A 21,551-nucleotide genomic window follows, 5' to 3' on the forward strand; every position below is an offset into this window, starting at 1 on the left:
GAACGATGGCGATCAGTGACACCGAGGCGAGCGCCCGCGCGCTCGGCCTTTCGTTGCGCGAGCGTGCGGAACTTTCGCGAGCACCGAAGCTCAAGCCCGAGAAGCAATTCTGGAACCTGCCCGCGAAACTAGATCGGGCGCGAGCGATCGCCGATGAAGAAGGACGCGCCGCGTGGGGGGCGGCACGGGCTCAGGGCGTTTCGCGTCCGCACAACAATGCGCTCGACGCTCAACGCCACGCGCGCTGGTCTGAGCGGATGGCGCGGGAGATCGATCCTGTGACCTCGTTCCTCGTGGGGACCGGTCACGAACTTGCGGAGATGTTCCAGCCACGCGCGGAGGCCCTGATGGATTTCCGTAACAATGCCGAGGGTCGCCGCGCCGCTCGCGAGGGCCGGCCGATCGATCCGACGCGGCTTCAGGCCACCCCAACGCCTTATCGACCTAAGATGACGCACGGATTTTGATCGACAGCATCGTTCGTGATATGTTCCATGGGGGCTGCCGCATCCTGGAGCGCGTGGCTTGTTGACCTGGTCCAATATTGGAAAATTCGTGGGCGGCTGCATCGTCGGTTTCCTGGCGATCTTCATCCTGGTAGTCGGCGACCCGATAGGACTGAGGCTATTGTCGCCCCGAGACGGCTGGACATTATCGTCCGCCGCGCGCGGTGGTGACGGTGCGGTCGTGCATGCTACCCGCCGAGCCCTGGGTATGCGCGTCCGCTGCCGCGGCGCGTGCGACGATATCCGGCTGGTGCATGGCGCCCCTCCGGCCGCCCCCTCGTCGTCGCCCCTGAGTGGGCAGCGGCCAGGAGCGCCCAGATGACGAACGGGGTGCGCGGCTGGCGTCCCGGCGCCTTCATCCTGGGTCTGGTCGCCGGGGGCGCTGTGGCCGTCGGTGCGGTATGGATCGCTTGGCCGTTCCCACCGTTCGGCTGGTGGAGCGTCAGCGCCGAGATCAATGGCCATGATGTCGACCGCCATGGCGGCGCGCGCATTGTCCTGTCCGACGGCCTTAGCCGCATCACCCAACGTTGCGCGGGCGGCTGCGACGATGTCCAGCTACGCCAGAGCACCGGCGAGGGCGACTACGAGGTGAAAGTGCTGGATGCACGCGGAGTCTGTGTCGCGTGTGACAACGCGGGCTACGTCACGGACGGCCTTCCCACCGACCTCGTCATCTCGGGCGAAGATGCCCTGCACGTGAAGGGCGGCATGGCCGGGCTGACCCCAACTCCTGTGCCCAGCCGCCCGGCGGCAGGGCGCGAAATACCCACCCGCTAGCATCTGAACCGAGGCCCTGGCGCCCGTCGGTCTGACGCGGCGTCCCTGACTGGCGGCCAGCCAGTCCCTCCAGGACTCGGAACCACATCATGGCAATCGCGACCTACGCGCAGCTTCAGGCTGCCGCGGCGAACTGGCTTGTGCGCGCGGACCTCACGGCGCGCATCCCCGAATTCATCACCCTGGCTGAGGCCAGGCTGAACCGCCTGTTGCGGACGCGGCTGGCGGAGACCGAGATCCCGCTGGCCGTGACCGTCGGGGGCCGGTCTGTCCCGTTGCCGGCGGGCTTCACCGAGCCGCTGCGCGTGTGGATCGAGCGGGGCGGCGTGCGGGACGAGCTGCCGTTCCTGGAGGCCAGCCTGATCGGCGCGTCCTCGCTGCGGGGCGCACCCGGGGCGTGGACGGTGGACGGCGACCGGCTCGCCTTCGACCGGCCCTGCGACCAGGCCTATGCGCTAACGCTGCGGATGCTGCAGGCGTTCGCCCTGTCGGACATCGCGCCGACCAATGCGCTGCTGAGCGAGGCTCCGGATGTCTATCTGTTCGCCACCCTCAGCGAAGCCGGGCCGTTCCTGCGGGATGCCGACCTGGCCGGCGTCTACGAGTCCAAGCTGAGCCGGGCGATCGGCGAACTGAACGCCAAGGACGCCCGAAGCCGGGCGCCGTGGACCCTGGTGACGGAACTGCCGGACCTGGTTCCGGCGCGGGGCCTCTGATGCTGTCGCCCGTCGGGCCCGGCGTGCCCGCGACGGTGCGGGCGGTGCTCAAGTCGTTCCACGACGCGCTCGCCGGCCTGATCACGCCAGGCGCGCCGACGCCGCTGTTCGCCGTCGCAGCGGCGGGCCTGCCGCCGGCGGCGGACCATCCGCAGACCCTGGTGCTCGTCACCGACCTCAACATCCTCGCCCATTCGGACGGGGCCCATTGGATCCGCCAAGACACGGGAGCCGTGATCGTCTGATGCCTTCATCCTGGACACCGTCACTCCGGTTCGAACAGCAGTTCACCGGCGAGAACATCAACACCTGGGGCGACCGGCTGAACGCCGTGCTCCGCCGCGCCGACTATGCCGTCGCCGGCTGGCTGACCAAGCCGCTGACGGGCGACGCCGCGCTCACCACCGCCAACGACGCCGACGACGAGGCGCGCGCCGCGATGGTCAAGTTCACCGGCGGGGCGGGGCCGTTCACGGTCACGATTCCGGCGGTGAGCAAGGCCTATCTGGTGTGGAACGCCTGCACTGGCGCGGTGACCCTGACCACCGGGGCCGGAGCCGCCGTCGCCGTGGATCCGGGCGACATCGTCTGGGTCGCCACCGATGGGGCGAACGTGAGGACGCCCGGATACGGCGGCGCGTCGATCAAGGACTGGGTCTCCAGCGTGGCCTGGTCCTACAACGCCGGCAACCTGCCCGCCCAGACCGGCAACGCCGGGAAGTTCGTCCGAACGGACGGGGTGAGCGCGAGCTGGCAGGCGCTGTCGACCGCCGACCTCACTGATTACGCGAGCGCCGTAAGGGGCCTCGCCTTGGCCTTTGCCGTAGCCCTTTAGGAGAGAAACCATGGCTGTAACGCCGAACAGCATCATCACCCCGCAGACGCCGAGGTCGAACGTCGCGAACCTGACCACGGCGAACACGACCTATACCACCACGCCGACCAACAGCGTCCTGCTCGTCACCGCCGGCCCTAACGGCGCGCGTCTGATCAGGCTGGCTGCGATTCCAGCGGCGACGGTGACAGCCAACCAGATCCAGATGTTCCGGTCCCTGGACGGCGGGACGACGAAGTACTTCGCGGACAGTACGCTGATGGCTGCCTACGCGATGGCGCAGAATACCGAGGCGCCTACGACGGACTTCGGGTATTCGGACGAAAATCCACTGATCCTGTCCGCCAATGAGCGCATATACATGGCTGAAGGACAGTCTGTGAGCATTAATATTTTGGCTGAGTGGGTCGATTACTGATGAGGGGGCTTCGAGGTCTAATTGCTCAGGGCGCAAGTGGAAACAAGTCGGCGTATAGTCCGAGGACGGAAGTGTTATCCGTGCTAGATATTTCTTCTGGCACAGCAAGTGTAATTTCTGACAGAAGTTGTTGGGCTTTGATATATTTATTTGGGGCCGGAGGGTCGGGCTCGGGCGGAAACCAAGGCGGCGGCGGCGGCGGGGGAGCGGCGCTTTTCAAGAGGGTTCGGCTATCCCCGAAGCAAAGTCTGTCGCCTTCGGTGGGAGCCCCGGGGGCAGCCAATAGCTCGGGGACCGGTGGCCTACCCGGAGGGGACACGACTCTCACACTGCCGAGCGGAATACTGTTGACCGCTGGAGGTGGCAAAGCGGGTATGGGAGGTACCGTGCCACCACCGGCTCCAGGTGGCATTGCCACAAATGGCGACATCAATCGCATGGGCGGCGCGGGCGGTGGGAACGGTGGAAATGGTTCTCCGGCAGGCCTTGGCGGCGGTGCCGGAGGTCTCGGATATTCTCTGGCCGGGAGCGGCGGCGGCGGCGGCGGCGCGGGCTTTTCTGACGTGGGTCCGTCACTTGGCGGTGGTAATGGCTCCCCAGGTGCAGTGAACTTGCCGGGCGGCAACTACGGAGCTGGCTCAGGAGCGTGGAATTCAGGAACGGCGGGGGCTGGCGGCATAGGTCGCGCCGTTATCTGGCTAGTAAGGCTTCTCTGACGTCCCGGAGCGGCTGCCTCCAGTCGCCTGGGGTTTCTTGCCTAAACAGTCGCATCGACGGGTATAGGTTTGTGACGGAATGGCCACGACCCCAGCGCCATTCCGCTTGGTATGGCAGGAGTAACCATGTCGGCTTACCCATCGCGCCGGCAAGATGAGCCACCGCGGTATCAACGGAAATCACAGTTTCTAATCCCCGGATGATTTCAGCGGTCTCCTCAAAATCTGCGGCGCCGGTCGACGCAGGTGAAAGGTCCCGGCCCATGCGGAGAAGCTCGCCGCGTAGATTTGGAGGTAGAGAGCGAGCTGCGTCGTTGACGTGCTGCGGGTTGCCGGCGGCCATCACGCCGACGCCAGTGCCCTTCTCGCTTCCAGTCAGATAAGGAGCTGTAGGTATCTCTCCCACCAAATGCGGAAGTGACCCGACCAAGCACCACGCCTCGTGACGTGGAATACCTACCTCACCCTCCGCTGAAATTATGTTACAGCCTAGCGGGCGAAGCACTCGTACCAGGGGCGGCGGGGCGAGCATGGTGACGCTGTAGCCGCGTGCTAGCAGCTTGGGCACGAAGCGCGCATACATGATTTGGTCGCCGAGACCCTGCTCGGGCCACAAGAGAAGGCTCTGAACCTCCGCTCCATTCCATTCCGGAAAAGACAGGCGAGGTTTGTGGATTCGCGTTTCTGGAATATCGGCGCGGGCTTCGTAGAGTCTCCAACCCTCATTGTACGAGCCGCGCGCCAGTAGCAGTAGTGCTAGCCCATATCGAGGACGAGGATCTGCCGGATAAGCGGCCATCCAGTCGCGATAAATGCGCTCCGCGTCCTCGTAACGCTCTTCACGCTTCGCCAGGACGGCGGCCTTAATTAGCGATTGCACAGTCGATCTCTAGCAGGACGAGCACGACCTGAAAATTCGCCCCTCACTTTCAGGGGAATAATCGACCTCAGCAGCTATGGATAGAGGCGCATCGCCTTTCCGCGAATGATCTCCGCGCGCTCCCTTTGCGGCCCACCGGCCGCCCCACTCCTCAAAACCCAGAGAGACCAAAATGGACAAGGCATTCATGCCCGTGGACAACGCCACGGTCACGGTCAGCGTTTCGACGTCGTCGCAGCCCGGTGCGATCAAGAGCCGGCCCACGGGGGCGTTCCAGCTTCGGCTGCACAATTCTCTGGCGGGGTTGGTCTTCTACCGGGTCGGGGATTCCGGTGTTCAGGCGACCGCCGCCGACGTGCCGCTGCCGGCTGGCGCGGTCGAAGTGATCACCGTGAAGAACAGCGACAGCCGCCCGGATACGCACATCGCCTTCATCGCGGCGTCGGGCGCGGGCGCGGTCTACGCCTCGACCGGCAACGGGATCTGAAGCGCAGCGCAACGTAGCGCGACGCGAAGTCCGCCATCCGGCCGCTTACCGGCGGCGAGAACCTTCCGGCCGAATGCGCCGCCCTGCGCGCTGGCGCCAATCAACCCATGAGATCCCCATGAAGATTCCCCTCGAGCCGCCGCCGGGGCTGAGCGGCGACGACACGACGTTCGCCGCCCATGACCGGTGGGCGGACGGATCCAACGTCCGCTTCCGACTGGGGCGGCCGGAGACGATCGGCGGCTGGGAGCGGCTGATGCGCGAGTCGCTGACCGGCGTGTGCCGGGCGGTGTTCCCCTGGACCGACAACAAGGGCGTGCTGGATATCGCCTTCGGCACGCACTCGAAACTGCAGCTCTGGCGGGGCGGGTCGCTGTTCGACATCACGCCGGCCGCGGGTTTCACGCCTGGGGCGATCGATGGCGCGGGTTCCGCAGGCTATGGGACCGGAGCCTACGGCACGGGCGGGTACGGCCTGCCCTCGGAAACGGATTACTTTCCGCTGACCTGGTCGTTCGGCGCCTGGGGCGAGCAACTGCTGGCCAGCCCGCGCAACCAGACGATCTTCGCCTGGACAAACGACCCGGCCCAGCCAGCAAAGGCGCTGACCGGCGCCCCGGCGCGGGTGACCAACATGCTCGTGGCTCCGCTGAACGGTGGCTACCAGGTGTTCGCGCTGGGCTGCAACGAAGAGGTCTCGGGGACCTTCAATCCGCTCTGCATCCGGCACTCCTCCATCCGCAAGAACGAGGAGTGGACCACAAGCGCCAGCGGCTCGACGGCGCGGGAATACATCCTGACCGGTGGCGGTCGGATCGTGGCGGGGCGGATGTGCGGCCCCTGCCTGCTGGTCTGGACAGGGGACGCGCTGTTCCTGGGGACGTTCGTCGGCGCCCTGAACCAGCCGTGGCGATTCGACCGGGTGGGGCGCAACTGCGGGCTGATCGGACCGAACGCGGCGGTGGTGGTCGGGCAGACGGCGTTCTGGGTGAGCCCGGACCGACAATTCTACAGCTATGCCCTGGGCGGCCAGGCCGAGCCTGTCCCATGCCCGATCCGGCGTGATTTCGCGGAGGAACTGGCGGCCAGCCAGGGCGACAAGGTCGTCGCGTCGTCGAACGCCGAATTCTCGGAGGTGCGGTTCGACTATCCCGACCGGCGGGACGGCTATGAGAACAGCCGCTACCTGGCGGTGGCCGTGAACGGGCCCGACGCCGGCGCGTGGCATCGCGGAGTCATGGCGCGCACCGCGTTCGTGGACGCCGGACCGTCGGCCTATCCGATCGGAGCGACCTACGACGGCGCCGTGTTCCTGCACGAGCGCGGACGCTCGGCCGATGGCGGCAGTTTCGGCTGGTTCATCGAGACTGCGGACAGCTATCTCGATCCGGAGGCGACCATGCTGGTCCGGGGCCTGTGGCCGGACTTCAAGGACCAGGTCGGGCCGGTAATCGTCGAGGTCGCCGGGCGGCTGCATCCCCAGGCGCCGGAGCAGGCCGTGGCGGCCGTGGCCATGGCCCCGGGCGACGCCAAGGCGGACCTGCTGACCAGCGGCCGGCTGTTCCGTGTGAAATTCTCCGGGGAGAGCGCCCCCACGGGATGCCGGATTGGCGCGCCGACGTTCGACGTCGCGCAAGCCGGACGGCTTTGACCGGCCCGGACTGGGCGCGATGCGCGCCCTGGATCGATGCGGCGCTGGCGCACGCCGGCCGCAGCCACGCGCTCAGCGACGTGCAGGCGATGGTGGAGGACGGCGAGGCCCAGCTCTGGGTCGGCGCGGGCGCCGCCATGGTTACGATCATCGAGGATGAGCCCAGGGAGCGCCGCCTGCTGATCTGGCTGGCCGGTGGCGACCTGGACGAGCTGGTTCAAGGCCTCAGGCCCGCCGCCGAGCGGTGGGCGAAGGCGCAGGGATGCCGCCGGGTGCTGGTCGTGGGCCGGCCCGGCTGGGAGCGGGCGCTGGCGCCCGAGGGCTATGCGCCGTTGGCGCGGATCATCGCAAAGGAGCTCTAGATGAGCCTGAAACTGAGCGGGTCGCATTCGAAGACCAAGACCACCTCGAACAGCACGTCGAACTCCACCACGACGCCGATAGCGCCGGAATGGGCCTCGTCGCTGACCCAAGGCGTCGCGGGGCGGGTGAACAGCCTGATGGGGCTGGATCCAAACAGCCTCGTCGCGCCGGCGCACGCGCTGCAGAACCAGGCGGCGAGCGGCGCGGCTAACCTGAACAGCTCCGGCGATCCGAGCTGGCTTGCTCCCTACATGAACGCCGACACGCCCTTCGCATCGGGCGGCAAGGCCTATGACTATGTCGATCGCTACCTGAACCCGTACCTCAAGGAGGTCGTCGACTCATCGGCCGCCGACTTCGACTTCAACGCCGGGAACGTGCGGGCGCAGCAGGCGCTGGACCTGGCGGGGGCGGGCGCGTTCGGTGGCTCCGGCGCGGCGCTGACCCAGAGCATGACCGAGGGCGAGCTGGCTCGCGGCCGGGCGTCGACACTCTCGGGATTGCGATCGAAGGGCTACGAGACCGCGCTGGGCGCCGCGGCCGGCGATGCCGAGCGGGCGACACAGGCCCGGATCGCCAACGCACAGACGGCCCTGCAGGATCGCGCGCAGAAGGCGGGCTTCGGTTTCCAGGCCGGTGAGAACCAGCGCGCCAATATCGCGGCCCAGGCGGGTCTCGGCGGAACGCTCCGCGACATCGACCAGCAACAGCGGCAGGCGCCGGTAAGCAACACCCAGCAGCTTGTGGCGATGCTTAGCGGCCTGCCGATCGGGTTGTTCACGGGAGAGCAGAAGACCGGCGCTGAGTCGAGTGTAGGGACCGGCAAGACGACCACCGTTGGCTTCGAAGCCAGCAAGCCCGCATGACGACTCAATCCGAACGCTTGGCGGCCCTGGAACAGCGCCTTGGCGACCATGAGGCGCGCTGTGAAGAACGGCTGGCGGAAATCAAGGCGACGGTCGCCTCGACGCTGCAGGCGATCGAGGGCTTGAAGAACCGCTCTTGGGGCGTCGCGGCGGCGCTGCTGGCTTGGGCCCTGGCGCAGCTCTGGAGCGCCAATGCCACGAAGATCGAGCGGCTGGAGGCAAGTCGCCCCGCTGCCGTCGAGGTCGCCGCGCGTAGCGCCGGCTGAGCCGAACCTAAGGACATCGATATGACGACGAAGCTCACGGCGCATTTCGCGCTGGAAGAACTCGTGGCCACTCAGCACCGGGCGATCGACAACCGTGCACCCCCTGGGGTGGTCCCGACGCTGCGCGACACCGCGGCGCGCATGGAAGACGTGCGCCGTCTGCTGGGCAACCGGGTGATCACCGTATCCAGCGGCTATCGCTCTCCGGCGCTGAATCGGGCCGTGGGCGGGGCTCGGACCTCGGCCCACCTCACCGGGCGCGCCGTGGACTTCAACTGTTTCGGCTTTGGGACGCCCAAGGCGGTGTGCCGCGCCGTGGCGGCGTCCAGCCTCGTCTTCGACCAACTGATCGAGGAGGGGACTTGGACGCACATTTCCTTCGATCCCCGGATGCGCCGGCAGGTGCTCACCAAGCGACCGGGCGGGCGGTACGTGCTCGGCCTCGACGACATTCAAGGAGACGTTCGATGAAGCGATTGTTCTTGGCCATCGCGATGCTGAGCCTCGGCGCCTGCAGTTCCTTGTCGGCGCTCACAGGCGCGTCCGGTCCAGACAGCCACCAGGAGACCCTGAAGGCCCTCGGTGAGCATATCTCGGGCTGTGACCGGCACTATCAGGGCGGCTTCGGGTTGGGCGCCAGCTTCACCTTCAACATCGACTGCAAGGCGCAGCCGACGCGAGATGATTAGGCCGGGATAGCGAGGCGCATCACGACGTCGCGGACATCCGTAGGCCAGGCGGCGGCCAAGCTGCGCAGGCCCTCCATATCGCCGGCAAACAGGGCGCGGCTGGCCTCCTCGAAGCCCGGCAGATCCCCGGCGAGCGCCGACATCACGCGATAGGCGGCCTCGCGCGCCTGGCGCTCGCGCTGCGGGCCGTCACCAGCCCTGCGGGCCTCCTCGACCAGGCGGCGCAGCGCCGCCGAGGCGCCCGCCGGCTGGCTCGCGAGCCAGTCCCAGTGACGGGGCAGGAGAGTGACTTCCCGGGCCACGACGCCAAGCTTCGGTCGGCCGCGACCCTGGCGGGCCGGCGGCGCGTCGATCGGCGCCGTCCGGGCCCTGTAGTCGGCGACGGCATGCTCGGGACCGTGGCGCAGGTCGAGCTCCACGGGCCTTCCGGTGGCGTCGAAGATCAAAACGGAACCCGACGAATCGCCACCGCTCGCAAGCGCCCTGGCGACCACCTCGATATCGCCCGTCGCGACCAGGCGATGGTCAGCAAAGGCGGTGAAGGGCTCGGTTTCACTCATGATTCCCAAGCGGCTATGCCGCGCGACAAGCCGCGGGTCAATATGATCCGGGTATAAATTGCTTGCGACAATGATCGCCAGCGAGCCGCGGCAGCGGCGGGCTCGAGTTTCACGAGTCTCCACCTCCCAAGATGAGAGCGATAGATCATGGCCATACACGTCGGCGCGGGGCGCGGTCCCGGCCATCTTAACCGCTGCCTGCAAGGATTGAGTGGCTCTCCCGCGCCGGTCGCCGGCGACGCCAGCGCCCTCGCGATCCGAGACGCCACCGCCCTCAATTCGGTCAACGGCAACGGCTGGACCGCGGACGTGACCTTCAAGGGCATGGCGACCGGCGGCGTGCTGGACATGACAGGGGCCAAGGCTCTGTCCCTGGATCTGACGCGCACGGGGTTCAACACGGCCGGGAGCGCCGTGACGTTCTCCGAGACCATCAAAGGCTCCGCCGCCCTGCGCAACATCGCCCCCGCCGTCACGCAGCAGAACCGCGCCAGCGGCGCGGACGTGATCGCCACGGCGGTCCTGCGGCGTCGGGTCTATGGCGGCGGCGTGGACGTCATCAACTCGGCGACGGTCCCGGCCGGGGCCTACACGGTCGGCGGGACGCCTTCGAACGCCAGGGCCATCAGCGCGCCGGCCAACAACAGCACCTATGCCGTGCCGTCCCCGGTCTACGGCTTCCTGGTCCCCCACCATCAGGTCCGCCAGGCGGCGTTCCGCTTCGAAATGGTGGTGACGCACGCGGAGGCGCGCTTCGGCCAGCAGGTGGCGTGTGTCGAGTTCCGCGTGCGCGACGTGGCGACGAACGCCGATCAGGGTATTTCCGTGAAGTGCGGGACGCCGGAGCTTTCGACGCTCCAGGCACAGGGCCCCAAAGTCGAGTGCTACGGCGGGACGATCCCGATTGCCGGCCTGACGCAGGGCGTCAAGTACGAGGTGTATGCGATCATCTATCCGTGGGTCGGCGCGGCGGCGTTCGACACCCGCGTGATCGGGACGGCCTATTCCCTGACGATGCACAACGGTAACGCCACCGGCGTCCGCTTCATCTGCGATAAGAACGGCACCTACGGGAACAACGTCGTCTATGTGAAGACCGGCGCTGTCCTGGCGAATGCCGCGGTCAACGATCCCGCCAAGCCCTATCCGACCATCGCCCAGGCGGCGAAGGGCCTGAAACTTGCCAACAACGCCAAGTCCGGCGCTGACCAGCGCAACAACGCGGGGGGCAGCACCATCTATCTGATGGAAACCGCGTCTGGCGCGGGGGCGACCTATCCCGGCATGGAGGGCACCTACGGCAACGAGTACAGCGACTTCACCACGGGGAGCGAGGCCTGGACGGTCATTGCCCCGGACCCCGCGGCGACGGGCGTCATCAAGTTCACCCGCGGCGGCTCCAACGGCGTCGGCGGGTCCTTCACGAAATTCCTCCTTGGCCCGCGGTTCGCCCTGGACCGGGGCGTGCAGTTCCCCGCGGGCAACCCGAACAACGATATCGTCCTCCAGGGCGACGCCACCTGCGCGGTGTGGCTGGACGGTACGGGCGGGACGCAGAGCTGGGCCGGCGTGCCTGGGGATGCTGTGATGCAGAACGTCACCGGCCACATTTACGTGACCAACATGACGACTGACGACAAGCCCTTCCTCTGTGGCCGCGCGGACCTGTTCCTGGGCAACGTGATCTCTCGCGGCCACGGCCAGTTCAACCCGATCGTCTTCGTGGGCAACCGGCTCATGGAGGGCTTTGAAGTCAGCGACGCCAACGCCACCAACGACCATTGGGTGGTGGGCTGGAACGAGTTCTACAAGAACTCCAACACCCAGCTCATCCGCATCGGCAAGGCCATGACCGCCTTCGCCATGGTGTCGAACGTGGTCGAATGCCGGGTGGGCGGCGATCCCGGATTGATCCTGTTCGGGGACGGCGCCGCGGCCAATGCGACCAATTTCCTGTCCTTCCACAACACGGTCACCGGGGGCAGGTACAACACCTGCTACACCACCTCGGGCATCGCCACGCCGGGGATCATCAAGGAAGGGGACGAGGCCTACGACCTCTGTCCCTACTGGAATGCCAAGAGCGACCCATTCCGCGTGCAGGAAGGCGGGTCGGACATGGCCACCCGGACCGGAAACTGGGCCTGGATCAACGCCGTCAACCGGCGCGGGATCGTCGTCCAGTACGGCGACAATGCGGGCAACACCGGCTACAGCGTCGGCTCCTGGCTGGGCGAGGTTCAGCCGCTCAACAGCAGCCCGACGGCCACGGTCGCCTACGTCGCCGACAAGTCCGCCTTCGGGGACAACAGCGGCGGCGGGGGCAACTACCGCCTGACCGGCGCGACCAACGACGCCTACGGCGCGGTCGATCAGCTCTGGGGCATCTTCCGGTTCGACCTTGACGGCAACCTGCGTCGCCAGGACGGGACGGGCGCGGCCGGCGCCTACGAGCGGCCTTGAGCACCGAGTGCGCGATCAATCAGGAAAGGTGACGCCGCCGAATCCGAGGGTCGATCCCCCGTGAGTCCAATTTTGAGGCTGGCGTCCCCCTAAGTCTTGAAAACTTAGGGGGACCTGGTGCCGCCGGGCAGGATTGAACTGCCGACCTCAGCCTTACCAAGGATGCGCTCTACCACTGAGCTACGGCGGCGAAGGCGGGCGCTATAGCGGGAGCCGGGCGCGGCGTGAAGCCCCAAATCGAGCAGCGGACGCTTGACGGGCGGGACGCCTCGCCGCACCTCCAGGATATGGCCGGGCAGGATGACGATCAAAAGCGCGCGCGCGACTCACGGGAGGCGAAGCTCGCCCAGGCGCTGCGGGCCAACCTGCGCCGCCGCAAGGCCGCGCCGCCGCCGCCTGCGCCGAACCCCGACAGGAACACGACGGATTGACGACTTGGCGCGCTCCCGGCGCGCAGGCTAGATACGCGCTTGAGGCGCCGCGGCGGGACGCGGCCCAAACGTGCTTCGAAGGATAACGATTGGACCGCATCGCCATCACCGGCGGCGCGCGGCTGGAGGGGGAGATCCCCATCAGCGGCGCCAAGAACTCGGCCATCAAGCTGATGGCGGCGAGCCTGCTCACGGAAGAGCCTCTGCGCCTGACCAACATGCCCAGGCTGGCGGACACGCGCTTCCTGGGCAAGCTGCTGCAGCGGCTGGGCACGGACGTGACGGAAGCGAACGGGGCCGATGGGGCCGAGACCCTGCTCACCACGCGCGAGATCGTCAGCGGCTTCGCGCCCTACGACCTTGTCCGGCAGATGCGGGCCTCCTTCAATGTGCTGGGACCGTTGCTGGCGCGGAATGGCCAGGCGAAGGTGTCGCTGCCGGGCGGCTGCACGATCGGCGCCCGCCCGGTGGATCTGCACCTGAAGGCGCTGGAAGCGCTGGGCGCCAAGATCGATCTACACGAGGGCTATGTGTACGCCCAAGCGCCGCGCGGCCTGAAGGGCGGCGAGGTCGATTTCCCGTTCGTGTCGGTGGGGGCTACCGAGCACACACTGTTGGCCGCAGTCCTCGCCGACGGCGAGACGGTGATGACGAACGCGGCCTGCGAGCCGGAAATCACCGACTTGGCTGACTGCCTGAACAAGATGGGCGCAAAGATCACGGGCGCCGGCACCCCCACAATCCGCGTCCAGGGCGTCAGTCGGCTGTCGGGCACGACCCATGCCGTGCTGCCCGACCGGATCGAGACCGGCACCTACGCCCTGGCGGCCGCGATGGCCGGCGGCGAGGTGCGCTTGACCCGCACGCGCAGTGATTTCATCCAGGCGTTGATCGACAAGATGATCGAGGCCGGCGTCGAGGTGACGTCGCACAACGATGGTCTTACGGTGAAACGGAATGGCGGGCGGCTCAAGGCGGTGGAGATCACGACCGATCCCTATCCGGGCTTCGCAACCGACCTCCAGGCGCAGTTCATGGCCCTCATGACCCTGGCCGACGGCGAGAGTGTGATCCGCGAGACCATATTCGAGAACCGGTTCATGCACGCGCCGGAGCTGGCTCGCCTCGGCGCGGACATCTCGGTGCATGGCGGTGAAGCACGGGTGCGCGGCGTGGACGCTCTGGAAGGCGCCCAGGTCATGGCGACCGACCTGCGGGCGTCGGTCAGCCTGGTGATCGCGGGCCTGGCCGCGCGCGGCGAGACGGTGGTCAATCGTGTCTATCACCTCGATCGCGGCTTCGAGCGACTGGAGGAGAAGCTCGGCGCCTGCGGCGCGCAGGTCCGTCGCCTGAAAGGCGATGGGCCCGAGGAGGAGGTGGAGTAGCCGATGGCCGCCGCCCAGCCTCTTCAACTGCTCGCCGAGGACCAGGATGACCTAGCCGTGATCTCCGCCGCCCTGCAGGACGCGGTAGCGAAGGTGGGTGACATCTCGTTCGAGGCGAAAGCGCGCCGCCTGACCATCGCGTTCAATCGCTTCCGCTGGGAGGCGGGCGTGCGCCAGCGCGTCCGATCCGCCCTGCAGCTCGGCGGCGTTCTCTCGGTGCAGGGACGGAAGATCCGGCGCGACCGCCGGGACGCGGTGCTCGAGCTCTTGGCTATCGGGTTCGAGCCCGGCGAGGCGCCGGGCGGTGTTTTGACGCTGAGCTTCGCCGGCGGCGGGGACCTGCGCGCCGAGATCGAGTGCGTGGACGCGGTCCTCGCCGACGTCTCCGAGCCGTGGCCCACGCCGCGCGCACCCGCCCACGAGGCCTGAGCGGCAGTGGTCTTGATCGGCTCGCGCCGCTAAAGAGCCGGCTATGCGCCGCTTTCGCTTTTCCGACCCTGGCTTTCAGGCCGCCTTCTCCGCCTTCGTGGCCGAGCGGAGAGAGACGCCCGAGGAGGTCGACGCCATTGTCCGCGAGGTCCTGGCCGCGGTTCGCGCCGAGGGCGTCACGGCCCTGCTCCGCTATGCGCGTGAGTTCGACAAGGTCGAGCTGACCGAGGCCACCCTGCGAGTGAGCGCCGATGAGATCGCCGACGGCGCTGCGGCGTGCCCGGCGGAGGTCCGTGAGGCCATCGCCTTCGCCGCCGGCCGCATCCGCGCCTACCATGAGCGCCAGCGCCCCGCCGACCAGCGCTTCGTAGATGACGCCGGTGTCGAGATGGGATGGCGCTGGACGCCGATCGAGGCTGTGGGAATCTATGTCCCGGGCGGTCGCGCCGCCTATCCCTCCACCGTCCTGATGAACGCCGTGCCGGCGGCTGCGGCCGGCGTCGACCGGATTGCCATGGTGACCCCGCCCGGACGCCTGCAGCCGGCCGTGCTGGCGGCGGCGCAGGCGGCCGGCGTCACCGAGATCTGGCGCGTCGGCGGCGCCCAGGCGGTCGCCGCCCTGGCCTATGGCGCGGGGCCAATCAAGCCCGTCGACAAGATCGTAGGGCCCGGCAACGCCTTCGTCACCGCGGCCAAGCGTCGGGTTTATGGCACGGTCGGCATCGACGCCCTGGCCGGCCCGTCGGAGATCGTGGTGGTGGCCGACGGCGCCAACGAGCCGCACTGGATCGCGGCCGACCTTCTCTCCCAGGCCGAGCACGACCCGGCCGCCCAGTCTATCCTGATCACCGACGACGAAGCCTTCGCCGCGAAGGTGGAGGCGGCCGTTCAGGAACAGCTCGCGACGCTGTCCACCGGCCGGGACGCGGCCGCGTCCTGGCGCGACCATGGGGCCGTGGTGATCGCGCCGCTCGACGCAGTGCCGGGGCTGGTGGACGAGATCGCCCCCGAGCACGTGGAGTTCGCGATCGATGATCCCGAGCGGCTGGCGGATCGCGTGCGGCACGCCGGCGCCATTTTCCTGGGGCGCCACGCCCCGGAGGCCGTGGGCGACTATGTCGCCGGGTCGAACCACGTCCTGCCAACCAGCCGCGCAGCGCGGTTCTCGTCCGGCCTTTCCCTCTACGATTTCATCAAGCGCACCTCATTCGTGAAGTGCGACGCCGAGTCGTTCGCGAAGCTGGCGCCGGCCACCATCGCCCTGGCCGAGGCCGAAGGACTTCCAGCCCACGCCCGTTCGGCGGCGATCCGGCTGGGGCAGGGGCGTTAGGATGGTCGCGGCGGAGGCGCCCGCGAAAGCGGCGGCTGCGACCGAGGTGGCGAAGCCCAGCTTCACGGAACAGCTGGTCGCTTCCACCACCGCGGCGCTGGACCACATCTTGAGCCTCGACCCGCGGGAAGCGGCGATCAACGCCGGGCTGTCGGCCTTTGTCGTTGTGGCGGCGTACGGCCTGCTCTGGCTCGTCCGGCGGCTTTCCGACTATTGGCTGGCGCGCGTCAGCGTCGGCGGCGCCGAGACCGAGACGGCCCGGACCCAGCAGGCGGCGCGGCTGACCTGGGGCCTGCTGCGCCTTGCCGTCGCCGTCGGCGTGCTGGTCGCGGTCCTCGGCATCTGGGGCATCGACGCCCGGGCATGGTTGTCCGGCGAGGCGGGCGGCCGCCTAGTCCGCTTGGCGCTCGTGATCATCATCGCCACCGCGCTGGTCGAGGTGTCTGGTTTCATCATCAAGCGCCTGATCAGCGGCTTCGCACGCCGCAGCACCGATCCGCGCCGGGCCGCGCAGCTTCGCACGCTGGGTCCGATCCTGACGGGCTGCGCGCAGACCGTGCTTGTGGTCGTCGGCGGTCTCACCATCCTCACCGAGGTGGGCCTGAAGGTCGGTCCGATCCTGGCCAGCGCCGGGGTGCTGGGCATCGCCGTGGGTTTCGGGGCCCAGACACTGGTGAAGGACTTCCTGACCGGGCTTTTCCTGATCGCCGAGGACGTCGTCTCCGTGGGTGACAATGTGCAGATCGCCGATTCCAGCGGTGTGGTCGAAGCGATGACGCTGCGCACCATTCGCCTGCGCGACGCCAACGCGACGCTGCACATCTTCCCTTACAGCGAAGCCCAGGTGATCCATAACCGAACCAAGGTCTTCTCCGCCTACCTGGCCGAGATCCCGATCAGCTACGACACCGATCTGGACCGCGCGTTGGCGGTGATCCAGAAAGTCGGCGACGGGCTGCGGACCGATCCGGCGTTCAAGAAGATGATCACCAAGCCGTTCGAAATGTTGGGCGTCGATCGGCTCTCCGACAACGCCGTCCACCTGAAGGCGCGGTTCACCACCGAGCCCCGCGCCCAGTGGGACGTAGGCCGGGAGTTCAACCGCCGGCTGAAGAACGCTTTCGACGCCGAAGGCATCCTGACACCGGTGAAGACGACTCCCGTCCAAGCCCAGCCGCTGGAAGAGCGCCCCGCGCCGACGCCGTCCGAATCCGCATCGCGAAGCTGAACAGTTCCTGTCAGATCACCTGAAGAGCCGTTCAGGCTGGGTCGTCTAAAGCTGCATCATCGAACGAATGCAGAAGGACGGAGATCACCCATGCGCAATCTGAAAACCAAAACGATCGGCGGCAGCCTTGCGGCCGCGCTTCTGGCCGGAGCCCTAGCGCTCGGAGGCGCGACCGGCGCCAGCGCCGGCGTGACCGGCTGCTCCGCATCCGGCGGCAAGCAAGAGGCCGGCGCGGTGATCGGCGCGGTGTTGGGCGGGGTGATCGGCAACCAGGTCGGCGGCCGCCATGCGACGGGCGAGACCGTCGCCGGCGCTGCGGTCGGCGCGGCCGCGGGTTCGGCGATCGGGTGCGAGGCGCAGAAGAGCAGGGCGAAGAACGCCGGCACTTACTCCCGCAACGGCTATCGCCTGTACAACAACGTCTCGCCCGCCAGCTATGATCGGATCGGCGATACTTTCGTGGCCCGCAGCGGCGTGAATCTGCGCGGCGCACCCACCACCAACTCAGCCAAGGTCGGCCGTCTCCAGGCCGGCGAGCGGTTCCAGGCGCTCGCCGAGGTGCGCGGGTCGGACTGGATCCTGGTGGGTCAGAACGGGGTCGGCGTCGGCTATGTCCGCGGCGACTTTGTCCGGCCGGCCGGCGGGCGCTACGCCGCCTACTGATCCATCTGCATCCTGAAAGCGACGCCCGGCGCTCCCAGCGCCGGGCTTTTTTCGTATCCCGGCGGCCAGTTCACACCTGCGGGATGACGCGGCCCCCCGGATTGCAATAAAGCTCGGCCTGGAAACCATGGCCGAAGATCCGAAGACCATTCACCGGCTGCAGTCCGTCGAGCTTGACGAAGAGTCGCTCGCGGCGGTTTCGCGCGACCAGGAACAGGAGCGACAGATCGCCATCTTCGACCTGCTCGAAGAGAACTTCTTCTTCCCCGAGGGCGCCGAGACCGGCCCATACAATCTGCGCATGGGCCTGCTGGAGAACCGGTTGGTGCTGGATGTGCGCGGGCCCCGCTACGAGCGGCGTCATATCCTATCGCTGTCGCCGTTCCGGACGCTGATCAAAGACTACTTCATGATCTGCGACAGCTACTACCAGGCCATCCGCAATTCGACCCCGCAGCAGATCGAGGCCTTGGACATGGGCCGGCGAGGCCTCCACAACGAGGCCTCCGAACTGTTGCAGGCCCGCCTGGCCGGTAAGATCGAGACCAACCTCGACACGGCGCGGCGCCTGTTCACCCTGATCTGCGCCCTGCACTGGCGGGGCTGACGGGGAATGGGCGACGACCCCGGGAAGCGGCTGCCCGATGCGGTCCTCTTCTGCTGCAACTTCAACCAGGTCCGCTCCCCCATGGCCGAGGCGCTGCTGAAGCACCTCATCGGCACGCGGATCTTCGTGGACAGTTGCGGCCTCAAGCGCGCGAATTTCGATCCCGATGTGGACGACACGGAGGTCGATCCGCTCGCCGCCGAAGTCATGAAGGAGTTGGGGGTCGACCTGACCCGCCATCGCAGCAAGACCTTCGCCGAACTGGAGGACGATTCCTTCGATCTGGTGATCTCGCTGACGCCCGAGGCGCAGCACCGCGCGGTCGAGCTGGCCCGCGGGCGGTCCGCCGACATCGAGTACTGGCCGACGCTGGACCCCACCCTATCCGAAGGCTCCCGCCAGCATCGGCTTGAGGCCTATCGCCAGGTCCGCGACGGCCTCGCCTCGCGGATCATCCAGCGATTTCGCGCCTGATGCCCCCCATCGACCTTTTCTCTGACGGTAAGCTATAGTCTTGGAGATAGAATGCGGCTCGCAGCCAGACGGCGCGAGCCGTCGTCATTTGCGAAGCGTTGAGGCATCAAGAGAGCCGCATGGCGAAGGAAGAACTGCTCGAGTTTCCGGGGACGGTCAGCGAGGTGCTGCCCAACGCCACGTTTCGTGTGAAGCTCGAGAACGACCACGAGATCATCGCCCACACTGCCGGTAAGATGCGCAAGAACCGCATCCGGGTGTCGGCTGGCGACAAGGTCCTAGTGGAAATGACGCCCTACGACCTGACCAAGGGCCGTATCACCTTCCGCGTTCGCTGATTCACCGGGGCGCCGACTTGTCCGCTGAGCCGCGCCTCGTCCTCGCTTCCGCGAGCCCCCGCCGCCTGGACCTGCTGCGCCAGATCGGGCTTGTCCCGGACGCCATCGAGGCCGCCGAGCTCGACGAAACCCCCCAGCGCGAAGAGACCCCGCGCCAGCTCGCGCTGCGACTGGCCGCGGCCAAGGCCGCCCATGTCGCGGCCCGCACGCCGTCCGCCTTCGTGCTGGGCGCCGACACCGTCGTCGCCGTCGGTCGACGGGTTCTGCCCAAGGCCGTGGACGCGGAAGAGGTCCGGCATTGCCTGGCGCTTCTGTCAGGGCGAGCCCATCGCGTGCTGACCGGCGTCGCGGTCGTGGCCCCGGACGGCCGCGTCGCGTCGCGCCTCGTCGAAAGCCGGGTTCACTTCAAGCGGCTGAGCGAGGCGGACCTCGCGGCCTACCTCGCGTGCGGCGAGGGGGTGGGCAAGGCCGGCGGCTATGCGATCCAGGGACGCGCCGGAGCTCTCGTGATCTCCCTTCAAGGCTCGTATTCCGGTGTTGTGGGCCTGCCGCTCTATGAGACCGCCAATCTGCTGACCGGCTTGGGATTCCGCTGGCCATGAGCGAGCGGCGCATCTTCCTGGACCGCGGCGTCGGTGAGACGCGCGGCGTCGTCACCCTCGACGGCCGCCCGGAGCGGTTGATCCTCCGCCGCGATGACGAGGACCTGCGCCTCGCCCTGGGGGCGCGTCTGGTGGCTCGCGTGGCGAGCGTCGAGCCTGCGATCGCCACAGCATTCCTCGACCTGGGAGGCGGTCTGGAGGCGATCCTGCCGTTCAAGTCCGATGCGCGCCCGGTTCGCGGCGCGGCGATCGAGGTCGAGATCAGGGGTGAGCCGCGTAGCGGCAAGCTGGCCGTCGCCCGGGAGATCGGCCGTGGGGAGGGCGGGCCACGCCTGCTTCAACCTCCACCCGAGGTCGCTGCGATCCTGGCGGCCATCGTGCGTGACGCCGCGCTCGTCGAAGGCCGTGAGGCGCGCGCCGTGGCCGACGAAGCCGAGGCGGAGATCCTGGAGACGGTCCATCCGCTGCCCGGCGGCGGCGATATCGCCATCGAACCTACCCGAGCGCTCACGTCCATCGACGTCGACCTGGGCGAGCGCAAGGGTCAGGACGCCAAGCGCGTTACTCGCCAGGCCAACCTCGCGGCCATCGGGGAGGGCGCGCGACTCCTGCGCCTCAAGGGGCTGGGCGGCCTAGTCATCCTGGACCTGGCCGGGCGCGGCCACGACGGCAATGCCCTCCTGGCGGCGGCGCGCTTGGCGTTCGCCCCCGACAATCCGGGTGTCGCGATCGGACCCGTTGGGCGTTTCGGGACCATGGAGCTCTCGATCCCGCGAAGGACCCGTCCGTTGTCCGAGTATCTGCAGGACCCGGGCGGCGGCTTGAGCGAGCGCGCCCTGGCCCAACGGCTCGTTCGCCGGCTCGAGGGCGAGGGCGCGGCCCAGCCCGGCGCTCGGCTCACCGCGGTCTGCGCGCCCCCCGTCGCCAAGGCGGCGGAACCCCTTGTCGCGACGCTGTCGGGGCGGTTGGGCGCCCGCTTCGCCGTCGCGGCCGATCCAGCCCGGGCGCGCGATCATCTGGAGGTCTACGCCACATGAGCGCCAAGTGCCCGATCTGCGGCAAGCCGACCCTGTCCGAATATCGGCCGTTCTGCTCGCGCCGCTGCGCCGACGTGGATCTGCAGCGCTGGCTGGTCGGCGCCTATGCGGTTCCTGCGGCTGAGGACGACGAGGCGCCGGGCGAGGATTCCGAGGACGATTGACGCGGTGAAAAAATCCCGTCCCGGGCTCGCTGGACTTACGCCGACGCCTCTTTTATAGACGCGGCTCCCGCGCGCCGGGACCCGTGCCTGGGTAGCTCAGTTGGTAGAGCAGCGGATTGAAAATCCGCGTGTCGGTGGTTCGAATCCGCCCCCAGGCACCACTTTCCCCACAAGCCGCCGGATGCCGGTGAAGCGCCGCCCGCATGGCCCGCCGACCTGCAAGTCCGATCGGTCGGGAAAGGCCAGAGGACCGCTTGGCGCCTCGAATCCGCGCGCGGGGCGAATTGCGGCGCCTCGACTTCGTCAATCCTGGTTTCGCGAAATTGCTGCGATGCAGCAAACGTTCGCGATGAACGGTGGTGAATCGCCGAGCTAAAGACGCTTCTTGCGTGTGCAGCGCACAATCCGTGCGCATGCGTCAGTAATTTGACGCTGGAGGGAAAGCTTCTGCCCCTTGACGCTTCGACAAGGGGTTGCCAAAGGGTCCGGGCCGCTTGTCTAAAAAAGTGGTAAGACTTTGGGGTCCCCCCGTGGGAGTTCAAGGCCGTCCGCACCTTCGTAACGCCAATCCCTGCGAAAAGTCGGGAGTCCGCGTTCCGGGTCGGGCGCAGCGACAGCGCCTCTGGGGTTTCGGGCCCGCGAAAGCGAACCGAGGCGCCGGGCTTGT

General features: G+C 67.8%; 29 protein-coding genes and 2 tRNA genes. 28 read left to right on the plus strand and 3 right to left on the minus strand.

The window, feature by feature from the left end:
* Positions 1–5: 5 nt before the first annotated feature.
* The 7 genes from EPO51_RS16740 (at position 6) to EPO51_RS28150 (ending at position 3,971) form a co-directional block, all read left to right on the plus strand.
* A complete protein-coding gene (locus tag EPO51_RS16740) occupies positions 6–467 on the plus strand; it encodes a DUF6973 domain-containing protein (RefSeq protein WP_293352609.1) in 462 nt (153 codons plus the stop codon).
* Positions 468–824: 357 nt separating this feature from the next.
* Positions 825–1,286, plus strand: a complete 462-nt coding sequence (locus tag EPO51_RS16745) for a hypothetical protein (RefSeq protein WP_293352611.1) — start codon at positions 825–827, stop codon at positions 1,284–1,286.
* 89 nt (positions 1,287–1,375) lie between these two features.
* Positions 1,376–2,002, plus strand: coding sequence for a phage adaptor protein (locus tag EPO51_RS16750; protein WP_293352613.1), 627 nt, complete (start codon positions 1,376–1,378; stop codon positions 2,000–2,002).
* Positions 2,002–2,247, plus strand: coding sequence for a hypothetical protein (locus tag EPO51_RS16755; RefSeq protein ID WP_293352615.1), 246 nt, complete (start codon positions 2,002–2,004; stop codon positions 2,245–2,247). The genes EPO51_RS16750 and EPO51_RS16755 overlap by 1 nt, the downstream gene beginning before the upstream one ends.
* Positions 2,247–2,837, plus strand: coding sequence for a hypothetical protein (locus tag EPO51_RS16760; protein WP_293352617.1), 591 nt, complete (start codon positions 2,247–2,249; stop codon positions 2,835–2,837). The genes EPO51_RS16755 and EPO51_RS16760 overlap by 1 nt, the downstream gene beginning before the upstream one ends.
* Positions 2,838–2,847: 10 nt before the next feature.
* Positions 2,848–3,255 (plus strand): hypothetical protein, encoded by a 408-nt coding sequence (locus tag EPO51_RS16765; RefSeq protein WP_293352619.1) that lies wholly within the window; start codon positions 2,848–2,850, stop codon positions 3,253–3,255.
* Positions 3,255–3,971, plus strand: a complete 717-nt coding sequence (locus EPO51_RS28150; RefSeq protein WP_465246610.1) for a glycine-rich domain-containing protein — start codon at positions 3,255–3,257, stop codon at positions 3,969–3,971. The genes EPO51_RS16765 and EPO51_RS28150 overlap by 1 nt, the downstream gene beginning before the upstream one ends.
* Here the strand turns inward: EPO51_RS28150 and EPO51_RS28065 are convergent.
* The gene (locus EPO51_RS28065; RefSeq protein ID WP_363200920.1) at positions 3,946–4,770 is read right to left on the minus strand and encodes a glycosyltransferase family 9 protein; all 825 of its coding nucleotides are present in this window, start codon (positions 4,768–4,770) and stop codon (positions 3,946–3,948) included. The two genes, EPO51_RS28150 and EPO51_RS28065, sit on opposite strands and share 26 nt — an antisense overlap.
* 253 nt (positions 4,771–5,023) lie before the next feature.
* On the opposite strand from EPO51_RS28065, the gene EPO51_RS16770 reads away from it, so the two are divergent.
* The 7 genes from EPO51_RS16770 to EPO51_RS16800 all read left to right on the plus strand — a co-directional run bounded on the left by EPO51_RS16770 (position 5,024) and on the right by EPO51_RS16800 (position 9,173).
* Positions 5,024–5,338 (plus strand): hypothetical protein, encoded by a 315-nt coding sequence (locus EPO51_RS16770; protein WP_293352621.1) that lies wholly within the window; start codon positions 5,024–5,026, stop codon positions 5,336–5,338.
* A gap of 118 nt (positions 5,339–5,456) precedes the next feature.
* Entirely contained in the window at positions 5,457–6,989 is a 1,533-nt protein-coding gene (locus EPO51_RS16775; RefSeq protein WP_293352623.1) for a hypothetical protein, read from the plus strand.
* Positions 6,986–7,351, plus strand: a complete 366-nt coding sequence (locus EPO51_RS16780; protein WP_293352625.1) for a hypothetical protein — start codon at positions 6,986–6,988, stop codon at positions 7,349–7,351. The genes EPO51_RS16775 and EPO51_RS16780 overlap by 4 nt, the downstream gene beginning before the upstream one ends.
* Entirely contained in the window at positions 7,352–8,218 is an 867-nt protein-coding gene (locus tag EPO51_RS16785; RefSeq protein WP_293352627.1) for a hypothetical protein, read from the plus strand.
* A 17-nt stretch (positions 8,219–8,235) separates the two neighbouring features.
* Positions 8,236–8,484 (plus strand): hypothetical protein, encoded by a 249-nt coding sequence (locus tag EPO51_RS16790; protein ID WP_293352629.1) that lies wholly within the window; start codon positions 8,236–8,238, stop codon positions 8,482–8,484.
* Positions 8,485–8,505: 21 nt separating this feature from the next.
* Positions 8,506–8,955, plus strand: a complete 450-nt coding sequence (locus EPO51_RS16795) for a D-Ala-D-Ala carboxypeptidase family metallohydrolase (protein ID WP_293352631.1) — start codon at positions 8,506–8,508, stop codon at positions 8,953–8,955.
* Entirely contained in the window at positions 8,952–9,173 is a 222-nt protein-coding gene (locus tag EPO51_RS16800) for a hypothetical protein (RefSeq protein ID WP_293352633.1), read from the plus strand. Before EPO51_RS16795 ends, EPO51_RS16800 begins: the two co-directional genes overlap by 4 nt.
* On the opposite strand, the gene EPO51_RS16805 is transcribed toward EPO51_RS16800, so the two are convergent.
* Positions 9,170–9,733, minus strand: a complete 564-nt coding sequence (locus tag EPO51_RS16805; protein ID WP_293352635.1) for a DUF2239 family protein — start codon at positions 9,731–9,733, stop codon at positions 9,170–9,172. The two genes, EPO51_RS16800 and EPO51_RS16805, sit on opposite strands and share 4 nt — an antisense overlap.
* A gap of 147 nt (positions 9,734–9,880) precedes the next feature.
* Here EPO51_RS16805 and EPO51_RS16810 point away from each other — a divergent pair, with 147 nt between their 5' ends.
* Complete coding sequence (locus EPO51_RS16810) at positions 9,881–12,196, plus strand: hypothetical protein (protein WP_293352637.1); 2,316 nt, start codon at positions 9,881–9,883, stop codon at positions 12,194–12,196.
* Positions 12,197–12,311: 115 nt separating this feature from the next.
* Here EPO51_RS16810 and EPO51_RS16815 read toward each other — a convergent pair.
* Positions 12,312–12,386, minus strand: a tRNA-Thr gene (locus EPO51_RS16815).
* 34 nt (positions 12,387–12,420) lie between these two features.
* Between EPO51_RS16815 and EPO51_RS16820 the strand changes: the two genes are divergently transcribed.
* From EPO51_RS16820 to EPO51_RS16880, 13 genes are all read left to right on the plus strand, one after another.
* Entirely contained in the window at positions 12,421–12,627 is a 207-nt protein-coding gene (locus tag EPO51_RS16820; protein WP_293352639.1) for a hypothetical protein, read from the plus strand.
* 89 nt (positions 12,628–12,716) lie between these two features.
* Entirely contained in the window at positions 12,717–14,012 is a 1,296-nt protein-coding gene (murA, locus tag EPO51_RS16825) for a UDP-N-acetylglucosamine 1-carboxyvinyltransferase (RefSeq protein WP_293352641.1), read from the plus strand.
* 3 nt (positions 14,013–14,015) lie between these two features.
* Positions 14,016–14,441: a DUF2948 family protein gene (locus EPO51_RS16830; RefSeq protein WP_293352643.1), complete on the plus strand. Its 426-nt coding sequence runs from the start codon at positions 14,016–14,018 to the stop codon at positions 14,439–14,441.
* A gap of 43 nt (positions 14,442–14,484) precedes the next feature.
* A complete protein-coding gene (gene hisD / locus EPO51_RS16835) occupies positions 14,485–15,771 on the plus strand; it encodes a histidinol dehydrogenase (protein WP_293352645.1) in 1,287 nt (428 codons plus the stop codon).
* 1 nt (position 15,772) lies between these two features.
* Positions 15,773–16,999, plus strand: a complete 1,227-nt coding sequence (locus tag EPO51_RS16840) for a mechanosensitive ion channel family protein (protein WP_293352647.1) — start codon at positions 15,773–15,775, stop codon at positions 16,997–16,999.
* A gap of 90 nt (positions 17,000–17,089) precedes the next feature.
* Positions 17,090–17,662, plus strand: a complete 573-nt coding sequence (locus EPO51_RS16845) for an SH3 domain-containing protein (protein WP_293352649.1) — start codon at positions 17,090–17,092, stop codon at positions 17,660–17,662.
* A 127-nt stretch (positions 17,663–17,789) separates the two neighbouring features.
* Positions 17,790–18,269 (plus strand): UPF0262 family protein, encoded by a 480-nt coding sequence (locus EPO51_RS16850; RefSeq protein WP_293352651.1) that lies wholly within the window; start codon positions 17,790–17,792, stop codon positions 18,267–18,269.
* A 6-nt stretch (positions 18,270–18,275) separates the two neighbouring features.
* Positions 18,276–18,743, plus strand: coding sequence for an arsenate-mycothiol transferase ArsC (locus tag EPO51_RS16855; RefSeq protein WP_293352653.1), 468 nt, complete (start codon positions 18,276–18,278; stop codon positions 18,741–18,743).
* 119 nt (positions 18,744–18,862) lie between these two features.
* Positions 18,863–19,081, plus strand: coding sequence for a translation initiation factor IF-1 (gene infA, locus EPO51_RS16860; protein ID WP_111458197.1), 219 nt, complete (start codon positions 18,863–18,865; stop codon positions 19,079–19,081).
* Positions 19,082–19,098: 17 nt separating this feature from the next.
* On the plus strand, positions 19,099–19,683 hold the full coding sequence (locus tag EPO51_RS16865) for a Maf family protein (RefSeq protein WP_293352662.1): 585 nt from the start codon (positions 19,099–19,101) through the stop codon (positions 19,681–19,683).
* On the plus strand, positions 19,680–20,720 hold the full coding sequence (locus EPO51_RS16870; protein ID WP_293352664.1) for a ribonuclease E/G: 1,041 nt from the start codon (positions 19,680–19,682) through the stop codon (positions 20,718–20,720). Before EPO51_RS16865 ends, EPO51_RS16870 begins: the two co-directional genes overlap by 4 nt.
* On the plus strand, positions 20,717–20,884 hold the full coding sequence (locus EPO51_RS16875; protein WP_293352666.1) for a DNA gyrase inhibitor YacG: 168 nt from the start codon (positions 20,717–20,719) through the stop codon (positions 20,882–20,884). The genes EPO51_RS16870 and EPO51_RS16875 overlap by 4 nt, the downstream gene beginning before the upstream one ends.
* An 85-nt stretch (positions 20,885–20,969) precedes the next feature.
* A tRNA-Phe gene (locus EPO51_RS16880) sits at positions 20,970–21,045 on the plus strand.
* Positions 21,046–21,551: the final 506 nt, after the last annotated feature.

This window comes from Phenylobacterium sp., assembly GCF_004297125.1.
GTDB lineage: Bacteria > Pseudomonadota > Alphaproteobacteria > Caulobacterales > Caulobacteraceae > Phenylobacterium.

Excerpts from the sequence above, each read along its gene's own strand:
- EPO51_RS16740 (WP_293352609.1), top strand. The coding sequence starts at position 6 with ATGGCGATCAGTGACACCGAGGCGAGCGCCCGCGCGCTCGGCCTTTCG.
- EPO51_RS16745 (WP_293352611.1), top strand. The coding sequence starts at position 825 with ATGACGAACGGGGTGCGCGGCTGGCGTCCCGGCGCCTTCATCCTGGGT.
- EPO51_RS16750 (WP_293352613.1), top strand. The coding sequence starts at position 1,376 with ATGGCAATCGCGACCTACGCGCAGCTTCAGGCTGCCGCGGCGAACTGG.
- EPO51_RS16755 (WP_293352615.1), top strand. The coding sequence starts at position 2,002 with ATGCTGTCGCCCGTCGGGCCCGGCGTGCCCGCGACGGTGCGGGCGGTG.
- EPO51_RS16760 (WP_293352617.1), top strand. The coding sequence starts at position 2,247 with ATGCCTTCATCCTGGACACCGTCACTCCGGTTCGAACAGCAGTTCACC.
- EPO51_RS16765 (WP_293352619.1), top strand. The coding sequence starts at position 2,848 with ATGGCTGTAACGCCGAACAGCATCATCACCCCGCAGACGCCGAGGTCG.
- EPO51_RS28150 (WP_465246610.1), top strand. The coding sequence starts at position 3,255 with ATGAGGGGGCTTCGAGGTCTAATTGCTCAGGGCGCAAGTGGAAACAAG.
- EPO51_RS28065 (WP_363200920.1), bottom strand. The coding sequence starts at position 4,770 with ATGGCCGCTTATCCGGCAGATCCTCGTCCTCGATATGGGCTAGCACTA.
- EPO51_RS16770 (WP_293352621.1), top strand. The coding sequence starts at position 5,024 with ATGGACAAGGCATTCATGCCCGTGGACAACGCCACGGTCACGGTCAGC.
- EPO51_RS16775 (WP_293352623.1), top strand. The coding sequence starts at position 5,457 with ATGAAGATTCCCCTCGAGCCGCCGCCGGGGCTGAGCGGCGACGACACG.
- EPO51_RS16785 (WP_293352627.1), top strand. The coding sequence starts at position 7,352 with ATGAGCCTGAAACTGAGCGGGTCGCATTCGAAGACCAAGACCACCTCG.
- EPO51_RS16795 (WP_293352631.1), top strand. The coding sequence starts at position 8,506 with ATGACGACGAAGCTCACGGCGCATTTCGCGCTGGAAGAACTCGTGGCC.
- EPO51_RS16800 (WP_293352633.1), top strand. The coding sequence starts at position 8,952 with ATGAAGCGATTGTTCTTGGCCATCGCGATGCTGAGCCTCGGCGCCTGC.
- EPO51_RS16805 (WP_293352635.1), bottom strand. The coding sequence starts at position 9,733 with ATGAGTGAAACCGAGCCCTTCACCGCCTTTGCTGACCATCGCCTGGTC.
- EPO51_RS16810 (WP_293352637.1), top strand. The coding sequence starts at position 9,881 with ATGGCCATACACGTCGGCGCGGGGCGCGGTCCCGGCCATCTTAACCGC.
- EPO51_RS16830 (WP_293352643.1), top strand. The coding sequence starts at position 14,016 with ATGGCCGCCGCCCAGCCTCTTCAACTGCTCGCCGAGGACCAGGATGAC.
- hisD (WP_293352645.1), top strand. The coding sequence starts at position 14,485 with ATGCGCCGCTTTCGCTTTTCCGACCCTGGCTTTCAGGCCGCCTTCTCC.
- EPO51_RS16840 (WP_293352647.1), top strand. The coding sequence starts at position 15,773 with ATGGTCGCGGCGGAGGCGCCCGCGAAAGCGGCGGCTGCGACCGAGGTG.
- EPO51_RS16845 (WP_293352649.1), top strand. The coding sequence starts at position 17,090 with ATGCGCAATCTGAAAACCAAAACGATCGGCGGCAGCCTTGCGGCCGCG.
- EPO51_RS16850 (WP_293352651.1), top strand. The coding sequence starts at position 17,790 with ATGGCCGAAGATCCGAAGACCATTCACCGGCTGCAGTCCGTCGAGCTT.
- EPO51_RS16855 (WP_293352653.1), top strand. The coding sequence starts at position 18,276 with ATGGGCGACGACCCCGGGAAGCGGCTGCCCGATGCGGTCCTCTTCTGC.
- infA (WP_111458197.1), top strand. The coding sequence starts at position 18,863 with ATGGCGAAGGAAGAACTGCTCGAGTTTCCGGGGACGGTCAGCGAGGTG.
- EPO51_RS16870 (WP_293352664.1), top strand. The coding sequence starts at position 19,680 with ATGAGCGAGCGGCGCATCTTCCTGGACCGCGGCGTCGGTGAGACGCGC.
- EPO51_RS16875 (WP_293352666.1), top strand. The coding sequence starts at position 20,717 with ATGAGCGCCAAGTGCCCGATCTGCGGCAAGCCGACCCTGTCCGAATAT.